A 13,786-nucleotide genomic window follows, 5' to 3' on the forward strand; every position below is an offset into this window, starting at 1 on the left:
GCACATGAACCTGCTGATCGAACTGCTCGCCTTCGCGGTCGCGATTGGCGTACTCGTGGTCGTCCACGAATACGGGCATTACAGCGTGGCGCGTCTGTGCGGCGTCAAGGTGCTGCGTTTTTCGATCGGCTTCGGCAAGCCGCTGTTCCAATGGGTGAGCCCGAAGACGGGCACCGAATGGACCATTGCCGCGCTGCCGCTCGGCGGCTATGTGAAGATGCTCGACGAGCGCGAGACCGGCACCGAGCCGATCCCCGTTGAAGCATTGCCGCATGCGTTCAACCGGCAGTCCGTGTGGCGCCGTTTTGCGATTGTCGCGGCCGGTCCGGTCGCGAACTTCCTGCTGGCCATCGTGCTGTTCGCGCTCGTCTTCGCCACCGGCGTGACGGAGCCGGCGGCGGTGGTCGCCGCGCCCTCGCCGAATACGCCCGCGGCCATTGCCGGTTTCGAGGGCGGCGAAACGATCGTGGCCGTGCGTGCCGAGAACGCCGGCGAGTCCGAGCCCGTGCGCTCCTGGTCGGACCTGCGCTGGAAGCTGCTGGGTGCGGCATTCGATCACAAGCGCGTCGTGCTGAGCGCGAAAGACGCGCACGGCACGTCGGATTTCCAGCTCGATCTGCGCGGCCTCGGCGAGAAAGACGTCGACGACGACTTCATGTCGCATCTCGGTTTCGAGCCGGGCGGTGGCAAGCTGACCGTCGCGGGTGTGCAACCGGGTAGCGCGGCGCAAAAGGCCGGGCTGGCTGCGGGTGATCGTCTGCGTGCCGTCGACGGCATTCCGACCGACAACGCCACGGCCTTCATCGCTTATGTAAAATCGCACGCCGGCAAAGCGGTGACGCTGCAGGTCGAGCGTGGCGGCAAGGCGGCGGGCAAGCTCGAAGACGTGAGCATCGTGCCGCAGGCACAGCGTGATGAAACGACAGGTCAGCAGATCGGCCGCATTGGCGCGGAACTGGCCACGCAAGTGCCGTCGATCGATGTGCATTACGGTCCGATTGAAAGCTTGCAGTTGGGTGCGCACCGCACGTGGGATCTCGCGGTGTACTCGGTGCGCATGTTCGGCAGGATGGTGGTCGGCGAAGCGTCGCTGAAAAATCTTTCCGGTCCGGTGACGATCGCCGATTACGCAGGAAAGAGCGCACGTCTAGGTCCTTCTGCATTCCTGTCGTTCCTGGCCCTTGTCAGTATTAGCCTTGGTGTACTGAACCTGTTACCAATTCCGGTATTGGACGGGGGTCATCTGTTATATTATTTGGTTGAAGCTGTGACCGGTAAAGTTGTCTCCGATCGCTGGCAACTCGTTTTTCAGAGGGCGGGTCTCGCCTGCATCGTCGCATTGTCGGCGATCGCGCTGTTCAACGATCTGGCTCGTTTAATCCATTTTTAAAGTGTTCGGCGGCGTTCACGATGGCGACCGCCCGACCTGATGCAGCTATACACACTGGGGAAGCACGTTGTTTAAACCTCATCGCTTTGTTCCAAAGACGGTTATAGCCGCGGCATTCGCCGCGCATGGGCTGGTTGCTCACGCAACGACGCCCTTCGTGGTGCAAGACATCCGGATCGAGGGATTGCAACGCGTCGAACCTGGTACCGTGTTCGCCTATCTGCCCATCAAGCAAGGCGACACCTTCAGCGACGACAAGGCATCGGAAGCCATTCGCGCTCTGTATGCCACGGGCTTCTTCAACGACGTCAAGATCGCGACCGAAGGCAACGTCGTCATCGTGCAGGTGCTGGAACGTCCGGCCATCGGCACGATCGACTTCGCCGGCATTCATGAGTTCGACAAGGAAAACCTGACCAAGGCGCTGCGCGCCGTGGGTTTGTCGCAAGGCCGTTACTACGACAAGGCGCTGGTCGACAAGGCCGAGCAGGAACTGAAGCGTCAGTATCTGACGCGCGGCTACTACGCCGCTGAAGTCACCACCACGATCACGCCGATCGACCGCAATCGCGTGTCGGTGCTGTTCTCGGTGGCCGAAGGTCCGAGCGCGAAGATCCGCCAGATCAACTTCATCGGCAACAAGGCGTTCAGCACGGGCACGCTGCGCGACGAAATGCAGTTGTCCACGCCGAACTGGTTCTCGTGGTACACGAAGAATGACCTGTACGCGAAAGACAAGCTTACCGGCGACCTCGAAAACGTCCGCTCGTATTACCTGAATCGCGGCTACCTCGAGTTCAACATCGACTCGACGCAGGTGTCGATCTCGCCGGACAAGAAGGACATGTATCTGACGGTCACGCTGCACGAAGGCGAGCCGTACACGATTTCGAATATCAAGCTGGCGGGCAATCTGCTCGACCGTGAGCCGGAGCTGGCCAAGCTCATCAAGATCAAACCGGGTGACCGTTTCTCGGCTGAAAAGCTGCAAGCCACCACCAAGGCTATCGTCGACAAGCTCGGCGAATACGGCTATGCGTTCGCCACCGTCAATGCGCAGCCGCAGATCGATCAGGCCAACCACAAGGTCGACCTGACGCTGCAAGTAGATCCGAGCCGCCGCGTCTACGTGCGCCGCATCAACGTGGTCGGCAACACGCGTACGCGTGACGAAGTGGTGCGCCGCGAAATGCGCCAGCTCGAAAGCTCGTGGTTCGATTCGAACCGCCTCGCGCTGTCGAAAGACCGGATCAACCGTCTCGGCTACTTCACGGATGTGGACGTGACCACGGTGCCGGTCGAAGGCACGCCGGACCAGGTCGACGTCGACGTCAAGGTGGCCGAAAAGCCGACCGGCGCGATTACGCTGGGCGCGGGCTTCTCGTCGACCGACAAGGTGGTGCTCTCGGCAGGCGTGTCGCAGGACAACGTGTTCGGTTCGGGTACGAGCCTCGCGGTGAACGTGAATACCGCCAAGACGTACCGTACCTTGACGGTCACGCAGGTCGACCCGTACTTCACGGTCGACGGCATCAAGCGCATTACCGACGTCTACTACCGCACGTATCAGCCGTTGTACTACTCGACGGATTCGAGCTTCAAGATCGTCACGGTCGGTGGCGACCTGAAGTTCGGTATTCCGTTCTCCGAAGTCGACACGGTGTACTTCGGTGCCGGCCTCGAGCAGAACCAGCTGGATGTCGACGCGAACACGCCGCAGAGTTACATCGACTACGTGAACGAGTTCGGCCGTGTGTCGAACAACGTGCCGATCACGGTGGGCTGGTCGCGCGACGCGCGTGACAGCGCGCTGGTGCCGAGCCGCGGTTACTTCACGCAGGCGAACGCCGAATACGGCACGCCGATCGGCGGCACGCAGTACTACAAGGCCGACATCAACGCGCAGTACTATTATTCGTTTGCGCGCGGCTTCGTGCTGGGCTTCAACTTCCAGGGCGGTTACGGTAACGGCCTCGGCGGCAAGCCTTATCCGATTTTCAAGAACTACTATGCGGGTGGTATCGGTTCGGTACGGGGCTACGAGCCGAGCTCGCTGGGTCCGCGCGACGCCAAGACGAACGACCCGATCGGCGGCTCGAAGCTGCTGGTGGGTAACATCGAGTTGACGTTCCCGTTGCCGGGCACGGGCTACGACCGCACGCTGCGTGTCTTCACGTTCCTCGACGCCGGTAACGTCTGGGGTACGGAAGGCAACAGTATCGGCGCCAACGGCCTGCGTTACGGCTACGGTGTCGGTCTCGCGTGGATCTCGCCGATCGGCCCGCTCAAGCTCAGCTTGGGTTTCCCGCTGGTCAAGCATGAAGGTGACCAGTATCAGAAATTCCAGTTCCAGATCGGGACGGCATTCTGATCCGGCGGCGGACGGTTCCCGGCGGCCGGCCCGGCCAAACTACAGTATCGAGAGGATGACTTTGCTAACCGGTATGTTTTCGAAACGTGTGGCGTGCGCGCTGGCGCTGGCAATGACCTTGGGTGTCGGGGTTGCCCATGGGCAGGAGGCCAGGATCGCGGCGGTGAATTCCGACCGTATCCTGCGCGAATCCGCTGCCGCGAAGGCTGCGCAGGTCAAGCTCGAGGCCGAGTTCGCCAAGCGTGACAAGGACCTTGCCGACATGGCGCAGAAGCTGAAGTCGATGTCCGATTCCCTCGACAAGAACGGCGCGTCCATGTCGCCGGCCGATCGCGCGCAGAAGCAGCGTGATCTGTCGCAGCTGGACACGGACTTCCAGCGCAAGCAACGCGAGTTTCGTGAAGATCTGAACCAGCGCCGCAACGAAGAGCTGGCGGCGGTGCTCGACCGCGCCAACAAGGTGATCAAGCAGATCGCCGAGGCGCAGCACTATGACCTGATCGTTCAGGAAGCGGTGTACGTGAGCCCGCGCATCGACATCACCGATCAGGTGCTCAAGGCGCTGGCGGCGTCGGGTAACTGAACGGGGCTGGCGGGCTGAGTGGTCCGGAGCAGGTAGACACAGGAGACAGGATAGGCATGGCATTTACGCTCGAGGACATCGTCCAACGGTTCGGCGGTGAAGTAGTCGGAGACGGTTCGCAGTGCGTCGGCGGTCTCGCGCCGCTCGACCAGGCAGGCCCGGACCAGTTGGCGTTCCTCGCCAATCCGAAGTACCTGTCGCAGGTCGAAACGACCCGTGCGGGCGCGGTGTTGATCAACGCCGACGACCTCGCCAAGCTCGCTTCCCGCGAGAATCGTAACTTCATCGTCACGCCGAATCCGTACGCTTACTTCGCGCGCGTCGCACAAACCTTCATCGACCTCGCGGCACCCAAGGCGGCGCCCGGCGTGCATCCGAGCGCGACCATCGACCCGTCGGCACAGATCGCCGCAAGCGCGGTGATCGGCCCGCACGTCACGGTGGAAGCGGGCGCGGTGATCGGCGAAAACGTGCGGCTCGACGCCAATGTCGTGATCGGCCGTGGCACGCGCATCGGCGCGGGCTCGCATCTTTATCCCAATGTCGCGGTGTACCACGGTTGCAAGCTCGGCGAGCGCGTGATCGTGCATGCGGGCGCGGTGATCGGCTCGGACGGTTTCGGTTTCGCGCCGGATTTCGTCGGCGAGGGTGAGGCGCGTACCGGAAGCTGGGTGAAGATTCCGCAGGTCGGCGGCGTGTCGATCGCGGCAGATGTCGAAATCGGCGCGAACACCACCATCGACCGTGGCGCCATGGCCGACACGATCATCGAAGAGTGCGTGAAGATCGACAACCTCGTGCAGATCGGCCACAACTGCAAGGTCGGCGCCTATACGGTGATCGCCGGCTGCGCGGGCATCGCGGGCAGCACCACGATCGGGCGTCATTGCATGATCGGCGGCGCGGTCGGGATTGCCGGACACGTTACGCTGGCCGATTATGTGATCGTCACGGCAAAATCGGGCGTCTCGAAGTCGCTGCTCAAGCCTGGTATGTACACCAGTGCCTTCCCGGCCGTGAACCATGCAGACTGGAACAAGAGCGCGGCGTTGCTGCGCAATATCGACAAACTCCGCGATCGTATCAAGGCGCTTGAAAACGCCGCGGCGGAGAAGCAAGACAGCCCTGTGGCCAACGCGGCAAGCAAGGCCGCAGGCGACAAAGTCTGAAAATCTTAAGGCAACTGGCTAGGCATTTCGCAGGGCAACCTGCCGGCTCCGCGTAAAATGGCGGGCAAGCATCAGGAAGCAAAGTCGGTTGCCGTGACCGGGTGGCGCGGCCGCCAGGTCACGGCGAGCGCCGGCAGCACGCGTTACCAACCCACCTGCACCAGCATCCGCAGTCATCACCGCGCAGTCAATGCGTGAGCAGAAACACCATGAGCACCGAAAAAATCAATCTCGACATTCATAAGATTCTCACGCTGCTGCCACATCGTTACCCGATCCTGCTGGTCGACCGGGTGCTCGAACTCGAGCCGCACAAGAGCATCAAAGCGTTGAAGAACGTGTCGATCAACGAACCGTATTTCCAGGGTCATTTCCCGACCCGTCCGGTGATGCCGGGCGTGTTGATTCTCGAAGCGCTCGCGCAAACGGCGGCGCTGCTGACGTTTTCGGAAGAGCCGAGCGACCCGTCGAACACGCTGTATCTGTTCGTCGGCATCGACAACGCGCGCTTCAAGCGCGTGGTGGAACCGGGCGATCAGCTGATCCTGAACTGCACGTTCGAGCGTCACATGCGCGGTATCTGGAAGTTCAAGGCGCGCGCCGAAGTGGATGGCGCGGTCGCGGCGGAAGCCGACCTGATGTGCGCGGTGCGGCACACGGACAAGGACGCTTAACGCGCTTAGCGCTTAAACCAGCGTCCGGGCGGTCGGCGGCGTCATGCGCGCGCCGCCCGCCCGCCAGATGCCCATCCAGACAACGCAACAGAATCAGAAGCGAGGACGCATGAGCAGGATTCATCCCACTGCGATCGTCGAACCGGGCGCACAACTCGACGAATCCGTCGAAGTCGGACCGTATGCCGTGATCGGCGCACATGTGACGATCGGCGCGCGGACCACGGTCGGTTCGCACAGCGTGATCGAAGGTCACACCACACTCGGCGAAGACAACCGGATCGGCCACTATGCATCGGTTGGCGGCCGTCCGCAGGACATGAAGTACAAGGACGAGCCGACCCGGCTCGTGATCGGCAACCGCAACACGATCCGCGAGTTCACCACGATCCACACCGGCACGGTGCAGGACGCGGGCGTCACCACGCTCGGCGACGACAACTGGATCATGGCCTACGTGCACATCGGGCACGATTGCCACGTCGGCAACAACGTCATTCTGTCGAGCAACGCGCAGATGGCCGGCCACGTCACGATCGGCGACCACGCGATCATCGGCGGCATGTCGGGCGTGCATCAGTTCGTGCGCATCGGCGCGTATTCCATGCTGGGCGGCGCTTCGGCGCTGGTGCAGGACATTCCGCCGTTCGTGATCGCCGCGGGCAACAAGGCCGAGCCGCACGGCATCAATGTGGAAGGGTTGCGCCGCCGCGGTTTCTCGCCGGACGCGATCTCGGCGCTACGCGCGGCGTATCGCGTGTTGTACAAGAACGGCCTGTCGCTGGAAGAGGCGAAGGTGCAGTTGCGCGAACTCGCGTCCGCGGGCGGCGATGGCGATGCGCCAGTGCAAACGCTGCTCGCGTTCGTCGAAGCGTCGCAACGCGGCATCATCCGCTAACCGATGGCATTGCAACCCAGTCCATTGCGCGTCGCGATGGTGGCCGGCGAGCCGTCCGGCGACCTGCTGGCGGCCTCGCTGCTCGACGGCCTCGCGAGCCGTCTGCCTGCCGGCACCCAGTACTACGGGATCGGCGGCCCGCGCATGATCGCCACGGGCTTCGACGCTCACTTCCCGATGGAAAAGCTGTCGGTGCGCGGCTATGTCGAGGCACTGAAGCACATTCCCGGCATCCTCGGCATTCGCAACGAACTGAAACGCCAGTTGCTGGCCGAGCCGCCGTCGGTGTTCGTCGGCGTGGATGCGCCCGATTTCAACTTCGGGCTCGAACATCCGTTGCGCGATGCGGGGATTCCAACCGTTCACTTCGTGTGCCCGTCCATCTGGGCGTGGCGCGGCGGCCGTATCAAGAAGATCGCCAAGGCGGTCGACCACATGCTGTGCGTGTTCCCGTTCGAAACGGCGCTGCTGGAGAAGGCGGGCGTCGCGGCATCGTACGTGGGCCATCCGCTCGCGGACGAAATTCCGCTCGTACCGGACACGCTCGGCGCGCGCCGGACGCTGGGTCTGGCGGAAGATGGTCCGATCATCGCCGTGCTGCCGGGCAGCCGGCGCTCCGAGATCGACCTGATCGGCCCGACGTTCTTCGCCGCGATGGAAATGATGCAGCACCAGGAGCCGAGTCTGCGCTTCGTGATGCCGGCGGCCACGCCGGCGTTGCGCGAGATGCTGCGGCCGCTGGTCGATTCGCACCCCGGCCTCGCGCTGACGATCACCGACGGCCAGGCGCAGCTCGCCATGACCGCGGCCGACGCGATCCTCGTGAAGAGCGGTACCGTGACGCTCGAAGCGGCGCTGCTGAAAAAGCCGATGGTGATCTCGTACAAGGTGCCCTGGCTGACCGGCCAGATCATGCGCCGCCAGGGCTATCTGCCGTACGTCGGCCTGCCGAATATCCTGGCGGGGCGCTTCGTGGTGCCGGAGATCCTGCAGCATTTCGCCACGCCGCAGGCGCTGGCCGAAGCCACGCTGAAACAGTTGCGCGACGAGACCAACCGGCGCACGCTGACGGAAATCTTCACGGAGATGCATCACGTGCTGAAGCAGAATACCGCGCAGCGCGCGGCGGAAGTCGTGGCGAGCGTCATCGAAAAGCGGAAGGCGCGGCCGTGACCATGGCGCGCGCACCTCGCCGCAAAACCGTCGCGGGAGCGGCGGCGCAACAGGTCGGCCTGAACTTCGAGACGCCGGACGACGTTGTCTGCGGTGTCGACGAAGCAGGGCGCGGCCCGCTGGCCGGCCCGGTCGTGGCCGCGGCGGTGATCTTCGACCCGTCCAGGCCGATGATTCGCGGCCTCGACGACTCCAAAGCGCTGAGCGCGAAAAAGCGCGACGAACTGTACGACAAGATCATCGACCGGGCGCTGGCTTACTGCGTCGCGTCGGCATCGGTCGAAGAAATCGATTCGCTCAATATCCTGCACGCCACGATGCTGGCCATGAAGCGCGCCGTGGAAGGCCTGTCCGTCGTGCCGACGCTTGTGAAGATCGACGGCAATCGCTGTCCGACGCTGAGCGTGCGCAGTGAAGCGGTGATCGGCGGCGACGCGCTCATCAAAAGCATCTCGGCGGCGTCGATTCTCGCCAAGGTCACGCGTGACCGGATGCTGCTCGAATTGCATCAGACGTATCCCGTCTACGGCTTCAACGCGCATGCCGGTTACGGCACGCCGCAGCATCTCGCGGCGCTGCGCGAGCATGGGCCTTGCGAGCATCATCGGCGCTCGTTCGCGCCGGTGCGTGAAGCGCATCTGCGCTTCGGCACGGGCGTGCCGCTACCGTCGGGTGAAGTGATCGTCGTGTCCGAAGTCATGTTCGACGACGACGCCTTCGGCGAACACAGCGCCAGCGCCGCCTGAACGTCATACGAGCGCCCCGTGAGCGCCGCGTATAACCCACCCTTTCCTTATTCTCACTGCCTTCGCTGCCTGTGAAAGCCATCACCTCGCGGGACAATCCGCTCTACAAGCGCCTGAAGGCATTGGCCGGCTCGACGCATCAACAGCGCAAGAGCGGCCACGCGCTGCTCGAAGGGTTTCATCTCGCGAGCGCGTATCTCGACGTCGCCGGGCAACCGGAAATGTGCATCGTCACCGACGGCGCGCTGCGCCACGACGAAGCGCAGGCGATCGTTTCGCGCATCGAAGATCATCGTCTCGTGACACTGCCGGACGCGTTGTTCGGGCAGTTGTCGAATGTCGTGCACGGCGTGGGCATTCTGCTGCTGGTCGAGAAGCTCGACTCGCCGCTGCCCGACACGGTCGCGCAAACCTGCCTCGTGCTCGACGGCGTGCAGGACGCCGGCAATGTCGGTTCGATTCTGCGCAGCGCGGCGGCCGCAGGCATCCAACAGGTGTTCTGCGCGCCGGGCACGGCGTACGCGTGGTCGTCGAAAGTCTTGCGCTCGGGCATGGGCGCGCACTTCCTGCTGCAGATTCACGAAGATGTGGAAGCGCAGGCGTTGATCGAGCGTCTCACGGTGCCGATCGTGATCACGGATTCGCACGGCGCCGAGGCGATCTACGATTGCGATCTGAGCGGACCGCTCGCGTGGGTATTCGGCAACGAAGGGGCGGGCGTCTCGCCGATCTGGCGCGATGCGGTTTCGTTGCGGGTGACGATTCCTCAGCCGGGCGGCATGGAGTCGTTGAATGTGGCCGCCGCGGCGGCTGTGTGCGTATTCGAGCAGTGCCGGCAGCAGCGCGGCTGTAGTTGACACGAAAGACACACGCGTTGCCGCGCGTGTCTCTGCTTCAAGCCACCGGGCTTATATCGAGCCTCACGCGCGGGCTCAATAAGACGGCCGGTCCAGCTTGATTTCCTGCAGGATCGTCGTCGCGATCTCTTCGATCGACTTGTGCGTCGACGACAACCACTTGATCCCTTCACGCCGCATCATCGCTTCGGCTTCGTTGATTTCATAACGGCAATTCTCCGGCGCCGCGTACTTGCTGCCCGGCCGGCGCTCGTTGCGAATCTCGGAAAGCCGCTGCGGATCGATCGACAAACCGAACATCTTCTGCCGATGCGCCAGTAGCGGCGTAGGCAATTTGCCGCGTTCGAAATCTTCCGGAATCAGCGGATAGTTGGCCGCTTTCACGCCATACTGCATGGCCAGATAGAGGCTCGTCGGCGTCTTGCCGCTGCGCGAGACGCCGACCAGAATCACGTCGGCGTCGGCCAGATTGCGGTTCGATTGACCGTCGTCGTGAGCGAGCGAGAAGTTGATCGCCTCGATCCGGTTCTTGTACTCCTCGGTGTCGGCGTTCTGGTGGCCGCGGCCCATCGCGTGGCTCGACTTCAGTTCCAGTTCCTGTTCGAGCGGCTCGACGAACGTCTGAAACATGTCCAGCACGAGCGCATTCGAGCCTTTGACGATCTGATTCGACGCGCTGTCCACCAGCGTCGTGAAGACGATCGGACGGCGGCCGTCCTGCAGGATCGCTTCGTTGATCTTTTCGAGCGTGGCGTAGGCCTTTTCCGTCGAGTCGACGAAGGGCACGCGAACCAGACGGAATTTCTGGTCGAACTGGGAGAGGATCGAATGCGCGAAGGTTTCGGCAGTGATCCCGGTACCGTCGGAGACGATGAATACGGTGGGCGGCATCAGTGGGGCTGGGGAACGTGAGCGGAAAAAAGCGCTCGAAAGAAACATCGCTATGTCGACGACGCTGCCCGGTCGCTAACCGGAGACTGCAGCGGCACTCGACCAGCGCGCCGTGGGCACCGCAACTGCGCCCGGATGGCGGCGGGGCCTCGCAAAAGCCCGTCGGCCGGTCCGGGGCGCGATTCGAGGCGCAATTCTCGTCCGACTGTCACATTTTGAGAGTCGGCACGGTAGAATAGCGGCAACCTGTTGGATAAGCAATTGCAGGCGATTGGCGTCTAACTTACCGCGAACGGTCGGTCAACGCCTCGCTTTTGGCCGGTATTTTAGTCGCCAAGTTGCGGCGAACGTGGTGGATCGCTCGGTAAATTCGTCCATTCGCCTTCTTCGTCGCACATCGGGCGTTTCTGGCAATTTGCAGCGATTGCTTCTCCAACAGGTTGTGCAAGACGCGAGGTCACGCTTCCAATGGGCGTCTCGCGTTCGAGCCCACTTGCACAGCCGTGAATTTCTTTCACACTTAGGGGCTTGTATGACTAACGCAGTTACCGTCGCAAAGGATAAGGCGTATGTAGTTCCGTTTGAGCAGTTGCGGATGACCGACGTGGAAATCGTCGGTGGCAAGAACGCGTCGCTTGGCGAGATGATCAGTCAGCTCGCCGAAGCCGGCGTGCGCGTGCCGACCGGTTTCGCCACCACGGCGCTGGCTTTCCGCGACTTCCTGCATCACAACAACCTGACCGAACGCATCGCCAAACGTCTCGAGACGCTCGACGTCGACGACGTGAAGTCGCTCGCCGAAGCGGGCAAGGAAATCCGTCAATGGATCGTCGACGCGCCGATGCAGCCGCAGCTCGAGGCGGACATCCGCGCGGGTTTCGACACCCTGCAAAACAGCTCGCCTGAAGAGCTGTCGTTCGCCGTGCGTTCCTCGGCGACGGCGGAAGACTTGCCGGACGCATCGTTCGCGGGTCAGCAGGAAAGCTACCTCAACGTGGTCGGCGTCGAAGACGTGCTCGATCGCATGAAGCACGTGTTCGCGTCGCTGTACAACGACCGCGCTATCTCCTATCGCGTCCACAAGGGCTTCACTCACGCTGAAGTCGCGTTGTCGGCGGGCGTGCAGCGCATGGTGCGCTCGGACGTCGGCGCGGCGGGCGTGATGTTCACGCTGGACACCGAGTCGGGCTTCAAGGACGCTGTCTTCATCACGTCGAGCTACGGCCTCGGCGAAACCGTGGTGCAAGGCGCGGTGAATCCGGACGAGTTCTACGTCTACAAGACCACGCTCGAACAAGGCAAGTACCCGATCATCCGCCGCTCGATCGGCTCGAAGCTGATCAAGATGGAATTCACCAAGGCGGGGGAAGCTGGCCGCGTGAAGACCGTCGACGTGGCGCACGAGCAGCGCAACCGCTTCTCGATCACGGACGAAGACGTGATCGAGCTGGCCAAATATGCCGTCATCATCGAAAAACACTACGAGCGTCCGATGGACATCGAGTGGGGCAAAGACGGCCGCGACGGCAAGATCTTCATTCTGCAGGCGCGTCCCGAAACGGTGAAGAGCCAGGCTGCGGGCAAGGCCGAGCAGCGCTTCAAGCTGAAGGGTCAATCGAACGTGCTGGCCACCGGCCGCGCAATCGGTCAGAAGATCGGCGCGGGTCCGGTGCGCGTGATTCACGATCCGTCGGAAATGGACCGTGTGCAGCCGGGCGACGTGCTGGTCGCCGACATGACCGACCCGAACTGGGAGCCGGTCATGAAGCGCGCTTCGGCGATCGTCACGAACCGTGGCGGTCGTACTTGTCACGCGGCGATCATCGCGCGTGAACTGGGCGTGCCGGCGGTGGTCGGCTGCGGCGACGCGACCGACGTGCTGAAGGAAGGCGCGCTGGTCACGGTGTCGTGCGCGGAAGGCGACGAAGGCAAGATCTACGACGGCCTGCTCGAAACCGAAATCACCGAAGTGCAGCGCGGCGAACTGCCGGAGATTCCGGTGAAGATCATGATGAACGTCGGCAACCCGCAGCTGGCCTTCGACTTCTCGCAACTGCCGAACGCAGGCGTGGGTCTGGCGCGGCTCGAGTTCATCATCAACAACAACATCGGCGTTCACCCGAAGGCGATTCTCGAGTACCCGAACATCGATCAGGACCTGAAGAAGGCCGTCGAAAGCGTCGCTCGCGGTCACGCATCGCCGCGCGCCTTCTACGTCGACAAGCTGACGGAAGGCATCGCCACGATCGCGGCAGCGTTCTATCCGAAGCCCGTGATCGTGCGTCTGTCGGACTTCAAGTCGAACGAGTACAAGAAGCTGATCGGCGGTTCGCGTTATGAGCCGGATGAAGAAAACCCGATGCTGGGTTTCCGTGGCGCGTCGCGCTACATCGCCGACGACTTCGCCGAAGCGTTCCAGATGGAATGCATCGCGCTGAAGAAAGTGCGCGAAGAGATGGGCCTCGACAACGTCGAGATCATGGTGCCGTTCGTGCGTACGCTGAAGCAGGCGGAGCGCGTGGTCGGGCTGCTGGCGAAGTACGGCCTGAAGCGCGGCGAAAATGGCCTGCGCCTGATCATGATGTGCGAAGTGCCGTCGAACGCGATTCTCGCCGAGGAATTCCTGCAATTCTTCGACGGCTTCTCGATCGGCTCGAACGACCTGACGCAGCTCACGCTCGGCCTCGACCGCGATTCCGGCATGGAACTGCTGGCGGTGGATTTCGACGAACGCGACCCAGCGGTCAAGTTCCTGTTGAAGCGCGCGATCGACACATGTCTGCGACTGGACAAGTACGTCGGTATCTGCGGCCAGGGCCCGTCGGATCATCCGGATTTTGCGCAATGGCTCACCGATGAAGGCATCAAGTCGATCTCGCTGAACCCGGATACGATCATCGAGACGTGGCAGCAACTGGCGAAGTCGGCGAAGCAGTAAGGCGAACGGCATGCCGCTTTCCAAGCGGCATGCATAACGTGCGATGCGGCAGGTCAAGCGCGCGTCGAATGCACGTGAAACCGTGCTGCATCGTCC

General features: G+C 62.7%; 11 protein-coding genes. 10 read left to right on the top strand and 1 reads right to left on the bottom strand.

Annotated elements, in window-relative coordinates; genetic code table 11:
- Window positions 1–4 precede the first annotated feature (4 nt).
- From rseP to B0G74_RS05255, 9 genes are all read left to right on the top strand, one after another.
- Complete coding sequence (rseP, locus tag B0G74_RS05215; protein WP_132373931.1) at window positions 5–1,390, top strand: RIP metalloprotease RseP; 1,386 nt, start codon at window positions 5–7, stop codon at window positions 1,388–1,390.
- Window positions 1,391–1,457: 67 nt separating this feature from the next.
- Window positions 1,458–3,761 carry an outer membrane protein assembly factor BamA gene (gene bamA, locus B0G74_RS05220; protein WP_132373932.1) on the top strand — a complete coding sequence of 768 codons (2,304 nt, stop codon included), beginning with the start codon at window positions 1,458–1,460 and terminating at the stop codon, window positions 3,759–3,761.
- Between the two features lie 61 nt (window positions 3,762–3,822).
- Window positions 3,823–4,344 carry an OmpH family outer membrane protein gene (locus tag B0G74_RS05225; RefSeq protein ID WP_181916899.1) on the top strand — a complete coding sequence of 174 codons (522 nt, stop codon included), beginning with the start codon at window positions 3,823–3,825 and terminating at the stop codon, window positions 4,342–4,344.
- 56 nt (window positions 4,345–4,400) lie between these two features.
- Window positions 4,401–5,513, top strand: coding sequence for a UDP-3-O-(3-hydroxymyristoyl)glucosamine N-acyltransferase (lpxD, locus tag B0G74_RS05230; RefSeq protein WP_132373933.1), 1,113 nt, complete (start codon window positions 4,401–4,403; stop codon window positions 5,511–5,513).
- A 209-nt stretch (window positions 5,514–5,722) separates the two neighbouring features.
- Window positions 5,723–6,187 (top strand): 3-hydroxyacyl-ACP dehydratase FabZ, encoded by a 465-nt coding sequence (fabZ, locus tag B0G74_RS05235; protein ID WP_020065638.1) that lies wholly within the window; start codon window positions 5,723–5,725, stop codon window positions 6,185–6,187.
- Window positions 6,188–6,296: 109 nt separating this feature from the next.
- Entirely contained in the window at window positions 6,297–7,085 is a 789-nt protein-coding gene (lpxA, locus tag B0G74_RS05240; protein WP_132373934.1) for an acyl-ACP--UDP-N-acetylglucosamine O-acyltransferase, read from the top strand.
- A 3-nt stretch (window positions 7,086–7,088) separates the two neighbouring features.
- Window positions 7,089–8,258: a lipid-A-disaccharide synthase gene (lpxB, locus tag B0G74_RS05245; protein ID WP_132373935.1), complete on the top strand. Its 1,170-nt coding sequence runs from the start codon at window positions 7,089–7,091 to the stop codon at window positions 8,256–8,258.
- The gene (gene rnhB / locus B0G74_RS05250; RefSeq protein WP_132373936.1) at window positions 8,255–9,004 is read left to right on the top strand and encodes a ribonuclease HII; all 750 of its coding nucleotides are present in this window, start codon (window positions 8,255–8,257) and stop codon (window positions 9,002–9,004) included. The genes lpxB and rnhB overlap by 4 nt, the downstream gene beginning before the upstream one ends.
- A 71-nt stretch (window positions 9,005–9,075) precedes the next feature.
- Window positions 9,076–9,861 (top strand): RNA methyltransferase, encoded by a 786-nt coding sequence (locus tag B0G74_RS05255; RefSeq protein WP_132373937.1) that lies wholly within the window; start codon window positions 9,076–9,078, stop codon window positions 9,859–9,861.
- Window positions 9,862–9,936: 75 nt separating this feature from the next.
- On the opposite strand, the gene B0G74_RS05260 is transcribed toward B0G74_RS05255, so the two are convergent.
- Window positions 9,937–10,752: a pyruvate, water dikinase regulatory protein gene (locus tag B0G74_RS05260; protein ID WP_041725110.1), complete on the bottom strand. Its 816-nt coding sequence runs from the start codon at window positions 10,750–10,752 to the stop codon at window positions 9,937–9,939.
- A gap of 532 nt (window positions 10,753–11,284) precedes the next feature.
- Here B0G74_RS05260 and ppsA point away from each other — a divergent pair.
- Window positions 11,285–13,690 (top strand): phosphoenolpyruvate synthase, encoded by a 2,406-nt coding sequence (gene ppsA / locus B0G74_RS05265; RefSeq protein ID WP_132373938.1) that lies wholly within the window; start codon window positions 11,285–11,287, stop codon window positions 13,688–13,690.
- Window positions 13,691–13,786 lie beyond the last annotated feature (96 nt).

This window comes from Paraburkholderia sp. BL9I2N2 (assembly GCF_004339745.1).
Classification (GTDB): Bacteria; Pseudomonadota; Gammaproteobacteria; order Burkholderiales; family Burkholderiaceae; genus Paraburkholderia.